The organism is Marinovum algicola, assembly GCF_900109145.1.
In the GTDB taxonomy this organism is placed as follows: Bacteria; Pseudomonadota; Alphaproteobacteria; order Rhodobacterales; family Rhodobacteraceae; genus Marinovum; species Marinovum algicola.
Window position 1 is genome coordinate 221,552 of record NZ_FNYY01000002.1, and the last position, 15,368, is coordinate 236,919.

The window sequence follows — 15,368 nt, forward strand, 5'->3', positions numbered from 1 at the left end:
AGCAGCGGCAGCTCGAGATACCGAAAGCGCTGCTATGAGGATGCGCCCTCGAGCCGCCCGGCTTCGTTGATCTCTTCGGGAATGCCGGCAAAGCCGGCCAGAAAGATGGCACAGGTGAAGCCGGTGAACATCCAGACCTGGGTGAAGGCCACGGAATAGAGCGCCAGCGCCGGATCGCCCAGCCAGTTTTGCTCCCAGCCGCCAAGCCCCAGATCGCGCAGCGCCACGTTGATGCCGCCGTTCAGGGGCGAATAGAGGAACTGCCAGACATACCCCACCACGACAAAAGACATCATCGCCGGGGTATAAAGCGCGGCGCGGCTGAAATTGCGGATCAGCGGCAACCGGTGCAGCATGGCGGCAAAGAACAGCCCCGTCACGGTCAGCGCCGAGACCACGATCACCGTATACCAAAGCGTCAGCCAGATTTCGCGGAGGTAGCGGTCACGGCCGAAGATGCGTTCGTAGTTGCGCCAGCCCACCTCCTTGGCCTCGCCGATGCCCTTGAAGTTGGTCAGGCTCATGTCGAAGGTCAGAATGATCGGGTGGACAAAGAACAGCCCGATCACCAGCAGCGCCGGTATGGTGAAAAGGTAAAGTGAGTGTCGCGCCCGCATGGCCCCCTCCTGCACTGTTGATGGTGGTGGTGGCCCAGCATGGTTGCGCCGGGCCACCCATGGGTCAGAGATTGTCTTCGACCACGTCATCCCAACGCTGCAACGTGTCCTCGTTGGGCTTGTCGATGTTCAGCAGGAAGCCGGTGATGCTGTCTTCCCACTCCGATTGCAGCGGCTTGGGAAAGGCCAGCGTCGAGAACGGCCAGAGGATCAGGCTGCCTGCGGCCCGGGCGGCGGTATAGGGGGCTGCCAGGTCCGGCATCGTGTCGCGGCCGCCGACATAGGGGCTGTAGGCGCCCTCGGCCTCGAGGAACACGCGCAGGTTTTCCTCTTCGGCGAAGAAATCGATCCAGGCACGCGCGGCCTCGGGATGTTCGGCGTCGCGCGGAATGGCCCAGCCCGGCCCCACCAGATCGAGCGCCAGGCCGTGATCGGAAAAGGCCGACGGCATCGGCGCGAACTGATAGGTCAGACCTTCGACATCGGAGAAGTTGCCGATGTTCCATGCGCCCTGCGGCAGGATCGCCACATTGCCGGCCCGAAACTCCTGCGGCGCGGTGGCCCAGGGGTCCAGCCCGGCCTGAAGCGCGGGGTCGAAACACTCGGCGGCCACAAGATCGCGCACCGAATCCAGCGACGCATTGAAATTGGCGTCCTCCACGAACATCCGCGCGCCCGTGCCGTATTCCGCTGGCGAGATGCCCTTGGGATCGATGCCGTTTGCGCCGACAAACAGCATGGCGGGAAAACCGCCGGCAAAGATCATCGGCGCGATCCCCTCTTCCGCCAGCGCCCGGCAGGCGGCCTTCAGCGCCTCGAGGGTGACCGGCGCGGTCTCGATCCCCACCTTGGCCAGCAGGTCCATGTTGACGAAATTGCCCATGCCGATGACTTCCAGCGGATAGACAAGGATCTGCCCGTCGCTTGTCATCACCTCGCGCACCGCTGGCACCATGCGGTCATACCAGGGGCTGTCGGTGCCCAGATCGGTCAGAAATCCCGCCCCGCCCCAGAGATCGACTAGCGCGCTGTCGACCATCGTCACATCCGGCGGATTGCCGCCTTGCAGACGCGGCGGGATCACCTTGTCCACATCCTTGCGCGCCACATAAGTCAGCTCGACCTCGATATCGGGGTGCGCGGCCTCGAATTTCTCGATCAGCCCGGGCAGCCCCGCGGGCTCGGCCTCATTGCCCTTCCAGGCAACCACATCAAGCACGGTCTGCGCCTGCGCCGCGCCGATCAGACCAGCGGTCAGGGTTGCCGCAATGCCAAAAGTACGAATCATTTCTGAAGCTCCTCTCTCTTCTGACATTTCGTACATTATATTTTTGGAATTGTACATCTTTCATAATATGTTTAACCTGAACTCACGGCAAAGCCTGCCCAGGCCCGATGCCAAGACCGACGCAAGGAGCCCTGTCATGACGCGAAAACCCAATGTCATCCTGATCTCGACCGATCAGCAGCGTGGCGATTGCATCGGCGCGGAGGGGCGCGGCGTCCGCACCCCCAACCTTGACCGGATCGGCCGGGCCGGGGTGCGGTTTTCCAGATGCATCACCCCGCATCCCATGTGTCAGGCGGCGCGGGCATCGATTCTGACCGGCAAGCTACCCTACAGCCACGGCGTGCGTGACAATGGCCGCGACCTGGACGAGGCGCTGGCCGCGGCGGGCCTCGGCGGCACCTTTGGCAAGGCCGGATATGCCACGCATTTCATCGGCAAGGCGCATCTCTCCAGCCAGCAGACCTTTGCGCCCACCGGCCGACCCGAATGTTACAAGAGCGCCGGCGATTTCGCCCCCGACTGGCGGGGCAGCTACATGGGGTTTGACGATGTGCAACTGATGCTGCGGCCGCATCACCACACCCAATGGTACGCGCCGCCCGAGGCGCTGCATTACGAATACTGGCTCGATCTGCACGGCGGCGGCCAGGCGCGCTGGGACCGGGCCAAGGACCGGCTGACGCCGGACACCGCGCATTTTCAGGCCTGGCGCTCGGCGCTGGAGGCGCCCTGGCATTCCTCGCCCTGGATCGGCGACCGCGCGATCGAGATGATCGAAAACAAGGATGACAGGCCGCTGATGGCCTGAGTGTCCTTTCCCGATCCGCACCCGCCCTTTCTGGCACCGAAACCCTGGTGCGACAGCTACACGCCCGAGGAGGTGACGATTGCCCGGCATTCCGAACTCGACCTGGAGAACCGCCCCTGGTGGCACCGCGCCTTTGTCGAGGACCGCGCCAGGCCGATCAACCAAGGCGCCGAGCACAATGCCGGCGGCATCGACTGGGGGCAGAAAGGCGAGCTGACCGACGCCGCCCTGCGCGACATCACCCGCATCTATTTCGGCATGATCTCTGCCGTCGACCATGAAGTCGGGCGTATCCTGCATGCGCTGGAGACCGCCGGCGAGCTGGACAATACCTATGTCATCTTCATCAGCGATCACGGTGAATGGCTGGGCGATCACGGGCTGCTGCTGAAGGGGCCGATGCTCTATGACGGGTTGCTGCGGGTGCCCTGCCTGATCCGCGGCCCCGGCATCCCCGGGGGCCGGGTCATCGATGATCCGGTCGGCACCGTGGATGTCCTTGCGACGGCGGCCGATCTTGCCGGGCTGGCCGCCCCGGAGGGGCATGGCCGCTCGTGGCGCGGGCTCTGGACCGGCCAGGAGAGCCGCGACTTCGCCCTGTCGGAGTACGAGGTGGACAGCCAGCGCTCGGCCGTGGATATGGATTTGATGACCGTCCGCAGCGCCCGCTGCCGCATGTCGATGGATCTGCGCACCGGGACCTGCGAGCTCTACGACCTGCACGACGACCCCGACGAGATGGTCAATCGCTTCGACGACCCCGCCTATGCCGCAATCCGGCGCGAGCATACCGACATGATCCGATCCCGGCCCGACGACAGGATCCCCGCCGCGCCGCGCGTCGGCTGGCACTGACGCCGCCAAAGGCCGGCGCGGTCAGCCCTTGCGGATCCGGTAGCGTTTCATCTTGCGATAGAGGGTCGGACGCGAGATGCCCAGCACCTGGGCGACCTTGGACAGATTGCCGTTTTCCGCAAGGATCGTCCGCCGGATGGCGCTCGCCTCGATGCTTTCCAGATCGCCGGAGTGGCCGCCGAGGATATGTTCGAGCGAATCCTCGGCGCCGCCTTCGAAATCGTCGAGGATCTCCGGCGGCAGGTCGCGCTCGGTCACCAGGCTGTCGGTCTTGATCAGGTAAAAACGCTGCACCGCGTTGCGCAGCTCGCGCACGTTGCCGGGCCATTGATAGCGCCTCAGCAGTTCCCGCACCTTGTCGGTAAAAGTCAGCGGCGCCTGGCCGGTCTCTTCGGCGTAATGCTGCGAGAAATGCTCCAGCAGCGCGATCACGTCATCGCCGCGTTCACGCAGCGGCGGCACTTCGATGGTCATCACGCCAAGGCGATAGAACAGGTCGCGGCGGAAATTGCCTTTCTCGATCTCCTGTCGCAGATCGCGGTTTGTCATCGCCACCAGCCGCACGTCGACCCGTCGGCGTTGGCTGTCGCCGATGCGATAGATCGCCCGCTGTTCCAGCGCCCGCAAAAGATAGGGTTGTAACTCGATCGGCATGTCGCCGATCTCATCGAGGCAGAGCACACCGCCATTGGCCAGCTCGAACTTGCCGGTGCGCCCGCCCTGCGCCGCACCGGTAAAGGCACCCTCGGCATAGCCGAACAGCTCCGCCCCGATCAGATCGCTGGAGATCGCGGCGCAGTTGACCGGCACATAAGGCGCCTTGTCATCAGGCAGACGGCTGTGGATCAGCCGCGCGAAGAGCTCTTTGCCGACGCCGGTCTCGCCATGGATCAGCACCGAGACATTGGCCAGCGCCGCCCGTTCGGCCAGACCCATGGCATCAACCATCTTGGGCGAGGTTCCGACGATCTGGATCTGCGCCTCGCTGACATTGGCGCGCGGCTTGATCTTGCAGGTTTCGCCTGCCTTGGGCCTGAGCGCGCTGCGATCCTTGAGAAACAGCGCCGCGCCACGAAACACGCCTTCGAGTTTGAGCCGCTCGATGCCCTCCGCCTCGACGTTCAGCGGCAGGAGCTTGGGAATGTCCTGATCCGACAGCCCCTCGAGCTTGGGCAACAGCTTGTGGCCCACCGAAAGCTCCTTGGCCTGGCGCAGCATGTCCTCTTCGAACCCGCGCCGGAACAGCACCCGGCCGGATTGATCGACCAGCACCACGCTTTCATGCGCGCGGCTGTAATCCGACACCAGGAAGGCCTCGAGCAGTTGCGTCCGCTCGACCTGTTTCTGCTCGGCCAGCGCAATCTCGATCTCGCGCGCGGCGGCCAACACCAGCGCCACATTATGCTGACGAAAGATCTGCGGCGGCCCCGAGAGGTCGACCACGCCGATGATCGTCTGGGTGAAGGGATCGAAGATCGGCGCCCCGGCGCAGGTCCAGGCCTGCACCCCTTCGGCGAAATGCTCGGTCGCATGCACATAGGCCGGTTTTCCGGTCTTGAGCGCGGTGCCGATGCCATTGGTTCCAATGGTCTTTTCACTCCAGTCGCCGCCCAGTTCCAGGTGGATCTCCTGGCCTTCGTCGAGCACATGAGCATCGCCGATGGCATCGATGATGACGCCCTGATCATCGGCCAGGATCAGGATTGTCCGGGCCTCCTTCAAATGCGGTTCCAGCCGTTTGAACGCCGCCGAGGCCGCCTTGCGCAGCGCGGTATTGCGCTCGCGCCTGAGGTGGATCTGTTGCTCATCATAGACCTTGCGCGACGCCAGGCTGGCGGCGTCGACACCGGAATCCCGGCTCCGGCGCCAGGAATCGAGGATCTCCTCGCGCACCTTCGGAGGCCGTTCATCGACCGAGGAGCCGGTGCTTACAAACCGTTCCCTGGCCTCGCGGGTGTCATATTCCGAATAGCTGGAACGGTCGGGCAATCCTTGCGGCCTCTTGCTTTTCGAGTCTGTCATCAGGGCCCCTTTGTCAGGCCTGGTTGCATGTCCTTCGGTCGGTTACGGATAACAAAGGCGCGGCGAATGGGTCATTCGTCGCGCGGCACAAGCACGTCTTCGAGGCGGTCCGCCAGGTCTCGGTCACTGAATGCATCGGTGATCTCGACCCCGTCGAGATGCGCCAGGGCGGCCTGCATCTCGGGGTCCAGCGGTGAAAAGAACCCGTTCTCGCTGCTGGCCAGCACAAAACGCTTCGAGAGGACGCTGCCGCGGATCTCGCCCAGCATCTGCATCTGGCGACCGGTCGATCTGTCGACCAGGACAACGCGGTTGTTCAGGCTCACCTTGACATAGGGCTCGGCCACATCGCTTGTCACCCGCGCCTTGAGGTCATGGATGATCAGCCCGTCGGGCTTGGGCGGCTCGCGGCGGCGCGCCTGATCGGCCTGCATCTTGCTAAAGCCGCCATTGCTGATCTGATCCGCCAGTTTGCGGATCGTGCCGGCATTCTGGGTCAGCAGACGCCGGGCCTTGACGTCTTCGAGACGCGGCCCCTCGCGTTTCGAGAAAATATCAACCACTGGTTTTCCTCCCGTGTTCATGTGTTAGCAGAAGGGCGCGCCCGATGCCAAAGCTTTAAGGTCGTAGGGCCATCGGCCCGCCCGGCCCTGCGATGCAGGGCGCCGCTCCTGCGGCGCGTGCCGGGGGCCATCTGCGCGGCCCCCGGCGGATGGGCTGCCCGGCAGAGACCTGCCGGATGCTGCCTCAGTCGAGATCGAACCGGTCAGCGTTCATCACCTTGGTCCAGGCGGCGACAAAATCACTGACAAAGAGCCCGGCGTTGTCCCGCCCGGCATAGACCTCGGCCAGCGCCCGAAGCTGCGAATTCGAGCCGAACACCAGATCGACACGCGAGGCGCTCCATTTCTTCGCGCCGCTGGCGCGGTCGCAGCCGTCAAACACCCGTTCGGCACCGTCGATCGGCAGCCATTCGATATCCATGTCGAGAATATTGGCGAAGAAATCGGCGCTGAGCGTGCCGGGACGGTCGGTCAGCACGCCGGTAGCGGTGCCGCCATGGGTCGCGCCGATCACACGCAGCCCGCCGACCAACGCCGTCAACTCGGGCGCGCTCAGCCCAAGAAGCTGCGCCTTGTCGACCAGCAGCGCCTCGGCGGGCACGGTATAGGCCGCCTTTTCGAAGTTGCGGAACCCGTCGGCAATCGGCTCCATCGGCTCGAAAGAGGCGGCGTCGGTCTGATCCTCCCTGGCGTCGGTGCGGCCCGGGGTGAAGGCCACCTGCACCTCATGGCCGCCGGCCCTGGCCGCTGCCTCCACCCCGGCGTTGCCGGCCAGCACGATGACATCGGCCAGCGAGACCTTCTTGCCTCCAGAGGTGCCGCCGTTGAAATCGGCGGCAAGTCCCTCCAGCACGTCGAGCACCCGCGCCAGCCGCGCCGGATCATTGGCCGCCCAGTCCTTTTGCGGCGCCAGTCGAAGACGCGCGCCATTGGCACCGCCGCGCTTGTCCGATCCGCGATAGCTCGATGCCGAAGCCCAGGCGACCCAGACGCAATCGGCCACCGACAGGCCCGAGCCGAGGATCTCCGCCTTCAGCGCGGCCGCGTCCCTGGCGTCGATCAGCGGATGATCGACCGGCGGCACCGGGTCCTGCCAGATCAGCTCTTCCGCCGGCACCTCCTTGCCGAGATACCGGGCCCGGGGCCCCATGTCGCGGTGGGTCAGCTTGAACCAGGCGCGGGCGAAGGCCTCGGCAAATTCCTCGGGGTTCTCGTGAAACCGCCGCGAGATCGCGCCAAAGGCCGGGTCCATGCGCATCGCCATGTCGGCGGTGGTCATCATCACCGGCACCCGGTCGCCCGAGCCATCGACCTGCGGCGCGTGGTCATCGTCGGTCAGCCCCCTGGCGTGCCAGATATGCGCCCCTGCCGGGCTTTTTGTCAGTTCCCAGTCATAGCCGAGCAGCAGGTCGAGATAGCCCATGTCCCATTGCGTCGGGTTGGCCGTCCAGGGCCCCTCGATGCCCGATGTGGTGGTGTCGACGCCCCGGCCGCTCTTGTGGCCGTTCTTCCAGCCGAACCCCATCTCCTGTACCGGGCAGCCCTCGGGCTCGGCGCCGACCAGTGCCGGATCGCCGGCGCCATGGGCCTTGCCGAAGGTGTGGCCGCCGGCGACCAGGGCGACGGTCTCTTCGTCATCCATCGCCATCCGGCCAAAGGTGTCGCGGATGTCACGCGCCGAGGCCAGCGGATCGGGCACGCCGTCGGGCCCCTCCGGGTTGACGTAGATCAGCCCCATCTGCACCGCGGCCAGCGGGTTTTCCAGCTCGCGCGCGCCGGAATAGCGGCTGTTGGGCCGGTCCGAGGTTGCCAGCCATTCCTCCTCGGCGCCCCAATAGGCATCCTCTTCGGGGGCCCAGATATCGGCGCGGCCGCCGCCAAAGCCGAAGGTCCGGCCGCCCATGCTCTCGATGGCGACATTGCCGGCCAGGATCATCAGGTCGGCCCAGGAGATCGCGTTGCCGTATTTCTCCTTGATCGGCCAGAGCAGTCGACGGGCCTTGTCGAGATTGCCGTTGTCGGGCCAGGAATTCAGAGGCGCAAAACGCTGGTTGCCGGTCGAGGCGCCGCCGCGCCCGTCGGCGGTGCGGTAGGTGCCGGCGCTGTGCCAGGCCATGCGGATGAAAAGCGGGCCGTAGTGGCCGTAATCCGCCGGCCACCACTGCTTGCTGTCGGTCATCAGCGCGGTCAGATCGGATTTCACCGCATCGAGATCGAGCGCCTTGAAAGCCGCGGCATAGTCAAAGCCCTCGGGCATCGGATCGGCCGCCGGCGGATGCTGGTGCAGCACCGACAGGTTGAGCTGGTTCGGCCACCAGTCGCGGTTGCTGCGCCCTGCCCGGTTCGTCGTGCCGTGCATCACTGGGCAACCGCCCACCGGCCGCAAATCGTTTCCATCCATGGTCTTGTCCCTTGTTACGTATCTTGGAGTGCCCCGGCGGCCGGTGGGGCCGCCGGGCATCGGTCTGTCAGGTGGTTTGCCGGTGTCTCATTTGAAACGCCCGGCGCGTTGCAGGACCTCGATCTCGTAGCCATCGGGGTCCTTGACGAAGAAGAAGCGCGCCAGCCGCCGGCCCGCGTGCCGGAAATCGACCAGCTTGCGCGGGGCAAGCCCTTCTGCCGCAAAGCGCGCATGCTCGGCCGCCACATCCGCGACGCTGAACGCGAGATGGCCGTAACCCGTGCCCAGATCGTAAGCCTCCTCGGTGCCCTTGTTGACGGTCAGCTCGAGCTCGAACGGCGTTTCGTCGTTCGACAGATAGATCAGCGTGAAATCGTCGAACTCGATCCGGTCGGCCACCTCGAGGCCAAAGGCCGCGCGGTAGAAGGCCACGGAGCGATCCGCGTCACGCACGCGGATCATCGAATGAATGGCTTTGGCCATGTCGCACCTCGGCGGTTGAAGCGTTGGGCCCTGCGGCCGTGACGGAAGGCAAACGACCGCAGGGCGGAGCGCCCGAGAAGGCGCTTCGGGGAGCCGGGCGGGTGATCAGGGTACGATCACGCCCCGCCCGGTGAACTTGCGATCCTTGAAATCGGTGATCGCCTGGTTGATGTTGGCCAGCTTGTATTCGGTCTGGTGCATCCTGACCTTGCCGTCGGCGTTCATCTCCATCAGCTCGACCAGCTCGACGAAATCGCCGACGAGGCTGCCGCCGATCTTGATCTCATTGGCCACCAGTTCCAGCGTCGGCACCCGCACCTCGCCACCGTAGCCCACCATGATCAGCTCGCCACCCTGGCGCAGCAGCCGCCAGCAGAGGTTTTCGGTGCCATGCTCGCCGACGAAATCGATGGCCACATGCGCACCGCCGCCCGTCAAATCCTTGACCTCCTCAATCAGGTTCGGCCCGCCATCCAGCACGATGTCTGCGCCCAAATCGCGGGCCAGCGCCTGCGCCGCCGGTTCGCGGTCGACGGCGATGACCCGCGCGCCACAGGTGTGTTTCAACACCTGAAGTGCGATATGGCCGAGCCCGCCAATCCCCAGGAGCAGCACGTAACCGCCGGGATTTAGCAGCTTGGCGGCCTTCTTGGCGGCGCGATAGGCGGTGATGCCCGCATCGGCCATCGGCGCCACCTCCAGCGGCGTGATGCCGGTGTTCAGCTTGATGATCGAGCGTTCGTTGGTCTTGAAATACTCGGCAAAGCCGCCGTCGAGGCCAAGCCCCGGAAACTTGCCGTGATCGCAGTACATGTCGTGGCCATAGCGGCAGCTCAGGCAGATGCCGCAGGCGTTGAACGGGTGACAGATCACCGCGTCACCGGGTTTGACCGAGGTGACATTGCTGCCCACGTCCTCGACCCAGCCGGCGTTTTCATGGCCCATGACATAGGGCAGAAGGTTGCCTTCGGTGTCCATGATGTCCTTCCAGACACCTTCGATGATATGCAGATCGGTGCGGCAGAGGCCGGCGGCGCCGACCTTGACGATCACCTCGTCAGGCGCCGCGATGGTCGGTGCGGCGACCTCCTCGATGGCCAGTTCGACGTTCATCGCGGGGTCGTATTCGTAGAGTCTCGCTGCTTTCATGGTCTTGTTCCTTGTGTCTGAACGGGGCCGGTCGGGCCGGCCCCGGGGGAGCACCAGCGCTCAGGCGCGGCCCAGCAGCTCGGCGCCGCCGCCGCGGGCCGGGCCTTCGGTGGGATCGGCCTCGCCCTCTTCGAGATCGCCGACCAGGGTTTCCGTGGTCAGGATCAGCGTCGCCACCGAGGCCGCATTGACCAGCGCCGAGGCCGGCACGCGGGCCGGATCGATGATGCCGGCGGCGTACATGTCGCCGAAGCTGCCGGTCGCGGCGTCATAGCCATGGCCCGCCGGGCCCTCGGCCACCGCCTGCGCCACCGCGGCGACGTCAGCCCCGGCATTGCGGGCGATGCGGCGCAACGGCTCGGTCAGGATCGAGCGCACCAATTGGATGCCCTTGGCCACGTCGCCCAGCGCGTCGAGCGTATCGAGGCAATCGGCGATCTGCGCCAGGGCCGTGCCGCCGCCGGCAACCACGCCATCCTCGGCCGCCGCCTGCACCGCGCAGAGCGCATCCTCGATCAGCTGGATCGTCCGCTTCTGCTCCACCGGCGTGAAGCCGCCGGCATAGATGATCGCGCTGCCGCCGGTAAGTTTCGACAGCCGCTCGCGCAGCTTGTCCTTGTCGATATTGGGCGGGGCATTGTCATGCTGGCGCTGCACCTGATTTCGCCTTGCGGTGATCGCAGCCGCATCGCCCTCGCCGCGCAGGATCGAGGTGCCGGAGGCATGGCAGCGCACGGTCTCGCAGCCGCCCAGTTGGGCGCGGGTGACATTCTCGATCTTCTTGCCGAGGTCGCGGGCCAGCACCTCGCCGCCGGTGAGGATTGCCAGATCGTCCATCATCGCGGTGCGCCAATGGCCGTATTCCGGCGGGTGCACGATCAGGAACTTACCGGCGCCGCCAGTGTCGAGCAGCCGCACAACCACCTCGGGCGCGATCTCCTCGGCGATGATCAGGAGCGGCCTGCCCTCCTCTTCGGCAATCGCGATCGCGGGGTCCAGCAGCTCGGGCTTGAGAATCTTCTGATCGGTCATCAGGATCAGCGGGTTGCGCAGCACCGCTTCCATGGTCTCGCGGTCGGTGACCATGTGGTGCGAGATGTAGCCGCGCTCGAAGGACATGCCTTCGACCACCTCCATCGTGGTGTCGATGGTGACGCCGAAATCGGCCGAAATCACGCCGTCGCGGCCGACCCGGCGATAGGCCTCGGCCACCAGTTCGCCGAGCTTGGGGTCGGTCGAGGACACCCGCGCCACCGCTTCGAGATATTCCGGGTGATCGTCGCAGTCGCGCGACGAGGCGTCGATGGCCGCCACCACGCGGTTGACGGCAAGGTCGATGCCCTTGCAGAGATCGACCGGCTTGACGCCATTGTCGGTCAGATCGACGCCGCGCTGGATCAGCGCATTGGCCAGCACGATGGCGGTGGTGGTGCCGTCGCCGGCGACGTCGTTGGTCTGCATCGAGACTTCGCGCACCACCTGGGCGCCCATGTTCTCGAACCGGTCGTTCAGCTCGATCTCGCAGGCGATGCTGACCCCGTCGCGGGTGACCAGCGGCGTACCGACCGGCCGGTCGACCATCGCGTTGAGCCCCTTGGGCCCGAGGGTGGGTTCCACCGCCGCCGCCAGCCGCGCGACACCGCGGGCCAGGCAGTTGCGGGCGGTCTTGCCGTGTACCATGAGTTTCGCCATATCTTCCTCCTTCGCCGCCGCGGATGCGGGGCGTCCTCCCTTGTTTTGTCGTGTGATGCCGGCCGCTTAGGTGGCCGTCACGCCCTCGTCGCGGGGCGGCACCCGCCCGGCGATGAAGTCGATCAGCTGCGGCCCGTCGGGCCCGATCTCGACTTCCTTGTAGCGCGTCTTGGCAAGCCCCCGGCAAAGCGCGCCGTTGAACTCCATGTTGATCCGGGTGCTGCGCAGCTTGGTCAGATGCGCGCGCAGCTCATGCGGCGCGATCTCGTCACCGTCCCAGGTGGGAAAGGCCAGGTCCTGCGGCTCTGATGCCAGCCCCTGCGCCAGCAGCAGGTCGAGGTAACGCGGCAATTGCCGCAGCTCCTCTTCACCGCTGAACGCCACCCGGCGCAGCGCGCCGAGCGTCATCGCGGTGATCTCTGCCGGTTCGTGGCCCAGCGCCTGAAGCCCCAAGAGCACCGTCTCCTGGCGCCGGTCGAAGGCCTTGGCGAGGAAGGTTTCCACCACCTCGTCCAGCCGCGCGCCGTCGCAGTACTCTGCGAAGATCTCGGTAAACGCGCGGCCGCTGTTGACGCCTTCGTTGACCTTGTCACCGAAGCAGTGATCGTTGAGCAGCACCTCGGCCTCGGCCACCCAGGGCAAGGCCATCACCTCGCGGCGGATGCCGAAGGCCATGAGAAAGGCGAAGTTCGGCGAGCACCAGTAGGTGGGAAGGCGAAACGCCACCCGCACCTTTCTGGCATCCGTCACCTCGACCGCTTCGACAAAGCCCATGTCGGTGATCGGTTCATCCAGCTCGGGGTCGGTCACGCCATCAAGACGCTCCCAGACCTCGAGCTCCAGTTCCTTTTTCAGATTGGCGACCAGCATGCCCCTACTCCGCCGCGATCTGCACGGGGGCGCCGGCCAGTTCGGCCTTCTTGGCGGCGACATCGATGCCGTAGAGTTTCGCCGCGTTGAGCCCGAGGATCTTCTCCTTGATTTCGTCGGTCAGCTGCACGCCGCCGCGCTCGGCCGAGATGTCATCGGGGATCTGATAGTCCATGAACTGATCGACCAGCCATTTCGGCGTCCAGATCGCATAGTCCGAGCCAAACAGGATCTTGTCCTCGCCCACCCACCAGAGCAGTTCGGCCATGACCTCGCCGAAGTAGCGCGGGCGGGAATGGATGAAGGGCATGGCCACGGCAAGCCCGGCATAGACATTGGTTTCCTGCGTGGCGATCCAGCAGAAATCGTCGAGCCGGGGCAGACCGCAATGTTCGACGATCCAGTTCAGGTTCTGGAAATCGGTGGCGGCGTAATCGACGTCATCGACGCTGAACGCATCCTTCGACAGCGGGATGATCGTCGGGCCCTTGTGGACGTGGATGTTCTTGATGCCCAGCTTGTCACACAGCTCGAAGCATTTGTAGGCAGCCGGATCGTTCAGCGCCCAGCCCTTGCTGTCACCGTTCCACTCGGCGGTGTACATCTTCACGCCGGAGATATCGTAGGTCTCCTTCATGTAATGGATGTATTCCAGCGCCTTCTCGCCATCGCGCGGATCGAAGCTGCCGTTGACGATGAAGCGCTCGGGGTGGCGCTTGGCCATCTCGTTCGAACGTTCCAGACAGCCGAAGCCCTTCTTGTAGAAGTCGCTCAGCACCGTGGTCTGGATGATCGCCATGTCATTGGGGCCGTCGACGAACAGGTCGCGATAGATGTCGTCTTCGCTGTATTTCTCAAACTTCGCCTTTTCCCAGAGCTGTTCCGGCGGGCTGAGGTTGGTGTGATAGGCGTAGAAACATTCGATGAACTGCTTGCCGTGCACATTGGCCTGGTTCTCGGGGCTGCCGTCCCAGAAATGGGTGTGGCCGTCGAGCACGAAGATCTCTTTTCCGTCCTTGGTCGTGTACATGGTGTCCTCCCTTGCGTGTGGCTGAGTTTGCTGTCGGCTCCGGGGTCGGGGTGCCGGACCCCGGAGCCGGTCATCCGCGAAACGCGGCGATCAGATGTATTCCATAACCTCGTTCATGTCGCCGAACAGGATCACGGTGTCGTCGTCGACGCGCACCATCCGCCCGTAGTGGGTGGAGGTATTGACCTCGAAGGTCTCGGCGGTCATCTCGCGACCGAGGTATTCGGTGATCTCGTCCATCTTGAAGATCAGCTTGCCCTCGCCGTCGATGCGGATGGTCGCCGGGTTGTAGGTGATCGTCACTCTGGGGTCGTTCTCCTCCATGAATTCGGCGATGGCGCGGGCCTCGACGCTGTCGTTCATGGTGACGCCGCATTGATGCGAGACTTCGCGCGAGGTCAGATCGATGTCCTTCATCGATTTGAAGATGTTCTGGTTCGACGCATTGCGCGCTACGGTAGACATATCTCTTTTCCTTTCAGAAGGTTACTCGAGCCCCAGCTCGGCGACGATGTGATCGAGGCGCTCTTTCGAGACCGCTTTCACGTCTTCGAAGGACACCGGCTTGGAATGCGGCTGCGACCAGATCGGCTGCAATGCGGCGGCGGCCTTTTCGGCCAGGGCGCCATGTTTCGCGAGCCAGGACTTGAAGAGCGCGCGGTTGTGCGGCCCGTGCTCTTCGTCATGCGCCAGCAGGTAGATCAGATCGACGGTATTGGCGAGATTGCGCTCGAAATCCGCCTCGGCGGCCGAAATCACCGGCGGGGTGATGAAATCATTGTTGGCCGCCGCCGCCTGCATGAAGAAGCCCGAGCGGACCAGCTCGCCCACCATCGGCTCGAACACGATGTTGATGGCGAAATACTGCTCGAGGTAATCCTCGGAGCCCATGATCGTCTCGATCGCCTCGCGGCAGGGCTGCCAGATCGGGTCCTCCAGCCAGGCCTGCTTGCCCAGTTCGTCCGACCAGCCGTCGATGTCCATGCCGATTTCGGCCAGATAGAGCGTGATGTCCTGGCTCAGGCGCATCTTGTAAGACGAATTGGTCAGCGTGGCATTGTTGATCATCTGGGTGTAGCCATAGCGCTGCGCCTGCATGAGCGAGGTGCCAAGGCCGAATTCCGCGTGTTTCCAAGCGCCCAGGTGCTTTTGCAGGATCATCTGCCAAGCCTTGTCAAAAGCCTTGTGCGCGCCGGCCTTGCGGGCATTGGCGATGACGTTCTGCACCATGGTCTCGATCTTGGACTGGCGCTGGTAATGGGTGCGTTCCCATTCCTGATCCGGGGCACGAAAGGCGTGCCAGTTCGACGACAGCGCGGCGGTGTTGTCCTTCCGATAGGCGCCGCCGCCCTTGCCGCCCTCGAATTCGATGATCCAGTTCTGGATCAGGTAGCGCTCGGGATCGGGCTGCACGTCGACGGTGACGTCCTCATAATGCGTCGCCCGCTTGCCGCGCGGCTCGAAGTAGTTGTATTTGCGGCTTTTCGAGCCGGCGAATTGCGCCGCGCCGGCAGCGCCGGATCCGACAGAACTTGATGTTGCTACCATGGTAGCCTCCCTTGTGTTGTGTTCACGTCACTAGCGTTC

Annotated in this window: 14 protein-coding genes; 2 read left to right on the top strand and 12 right to left on the bottom strand. The window is 64.6% G+C overall.

What is annotated here, in order from left to right:
* Nucleotides 1-32: 32 nt before the first annotated feature.
* Both BMW90_RS04055 and BMW90_RS04060 read right to left on the bottom strand, forming a co-directional pair.
* Complete coding sequence (locus tag BMW90_RS04055; protein ID WP_083415941.1) at nucleotides 33-617, bottom strand: carbohydrate ABC transporter permease; 585 nt, start codon at nucleotides 615-617, stop codon at nucleotides 33-35.
* Nucleotides 618-681: 64 nt separating this feature from the next.
* A complete protein-coding gene (locus BMW90_RS04060) occupies nucleotides 682-1,905 on the bottom strand; it encodes an ABC transporter substrate-binding protein (RefSeq protein WP_074835122.1) in 1,224 nt (407 codons plus the stop codon).
* Between the two features lie 136 nt (nucleotides 1,906-2,041).
* Here BMW90_RS04060 and BMW90_RS27265 point away from each other — a divergent pair, with 136 nt between their 5' ends.
* Both BMW90_RS27265 and BMW90_RS27270 read left to right on the top strand, forming a co-directional pair.
* Complete coding sequence (locus BMW90_RS27265) at nucleotides 2,042-2,716, top strand: sulfatase-like hydrolase/transferase (RefSeq protein ID WP_170850509.1); 675 nt, start codon at nucleotides 2,042-2,044, stop codon at nucleotides 2,714-2,716.
* The gene (locus BMW90_RS27270; protein WP_083415943.1) at nucleotides 2,717-3,571 is read left to right on the top strand and encodes a sulfatase family protein; all 855 of its coding nucleotides are present in this window, start codon (nucleotides 2,717-2,719) and stop codon (nucleotides 3,569-3,571) included. It begins immediately after the preceding gene.
* A gap of 21 nt (nucleotides 3,572-3,592) precedes the next feature.
* On the opposite strand, the gene BMW90_RS04070 is transcribed toward BMW90_RS27270, so the two are convergent.
* From BMW90_RS04070 to BMW90_RS04115, 10 genes are all read right to left on the bottom strand, one after another.
* On the bottom strand, nucleotides 3,593-5,593 hold the full coding sequence (locus tag BMW90_RS04070) for a sigma-54-dependent Fis family transcriptional regulator (protein WP_083415944.1): 2,001 nt from the start codon (nucleotides 5,591-5,593) through the stop codon (nucleotides 3,593-3,595).
* 71 nt (nucleotides 5,594-5,664) lie between these two features.
* Nucleotides 5,665-6,156, bottom strand: coding sequence for a hypothetical protein (locus tag BMW90_RS04075; protein ID WP_074835124.1), 492 nt, complete (start codon nucleotides 6,154-6,156; stop codon nucleotides 5,665-5,667).
* A 184-nt stretch (nucleotides 6,157-6,340) separates the two neighbouring features.
* The gene (gene katG / locus BMW90_RS04080) at nucleotides 6,341-8,557 is read right to left on the bottom strand and encodes a catalase/peroxidase HPI (protein WP_074835126.1); all 2,217 of its coding nucleotides are present in this window, start codon (nucleotides 8,555-8,557) and stop codon (nucleotides 6,341-6,343) included.
* 87 nt (nucleotides 8,558-8,644) lie between these two features.
* Nucleotides 8,645-9,040, bottom strand: coding sequence for a VOC family protein (locus tag BMW90_RS04085; protein WP_048530937.1), 396 nt, complete (start codon nucleotides 9,038-9,040; stop codon nucleotides 8,645-8,647).
* Nucleotides 9,041-9,145: 105 nt separating this feature from the next.
* Complete coding sequence (locus tag BMW90_RS04090) at nucleotides 9,146-10,189, bottom strand: NAD(P)-dependent alcohol dehydrogenase (protein WP_048530934.1); 1,044 nt, start codon at nucleotides 10,187-10,189, stop codon at nucleotides 9,146-9,148.
* 60 nt (nucleotides 10,190-10,249) lie between these two features.
* The gene (gene groEL, locus BMW90_RS04095) at nucleotides 10,250-11,881 is read right to left on the bottom strand and encodes a molecular chaperone GroEL (protein ID WP_074835127.1); all 1,632 of its coding nucleotides are present in this window, start codon (nucleotides 11,879-11,881) and stop codon (nucleotides 10,250-10,252) included.
* 66 nt (nucleotides 11,882-11,947) lie between these two features.
* Nucleotides 11,948-12,751: an iron-sulfur cluster assembly protein gene (locus tag BMW90_RS04100; protein ID WP_074835129.1), complete on the bottom strand. Its 804-nt coding sequence runs from the start codon at nucleotides 12,749-12,751 to the stop codon at nucleotides 11,948-11,950.
* Nucleotides 12,752-12,755: 4 nt separating this feature from the next.
* Nucleotides 12,756-13,781 carry an amidohydrolase family protein gene (locus BMW90_RS04105; protein WP_074835130.1) on the bottom strand — a complete coding sequence of 342 codons (1,026 nt, stop codon included), beginning with the start codon at nucleotides 13,779-13,781 and terminating at the stop codon, nucleotides 12,756-12,758.
* Nucleotides 13,782-13,871: 90 nt separating this feature from the next.
* Nucleotides 13,872-14,246, bottom strand: coding sequence for an MmoB/DmpM family protein (locus BMW90_RS04110; protein WP_048530927.1), 375 nt, complete (start codon nucleotides 14,244-14,246; stop codon nucleotides 13,872-13,874).
* 21 nt (nucleotides 14,247-14,267) lie between these two features.
* Complete coding sequence (locus BMW90_RS04115) at nucleotides 14,268-15,329, bottom strand: aromatic/alkene monooxygenase hydroxylase subunit beta (RefSeq protein ID WP_074835131.1); 1,062 nt, start codon at nucleotides 15,327-15,329, stop codon at nucleotides 14,268-14,270.
* Nucleotides 15,330-15,368: the final 39 nt, after the last annotated feature.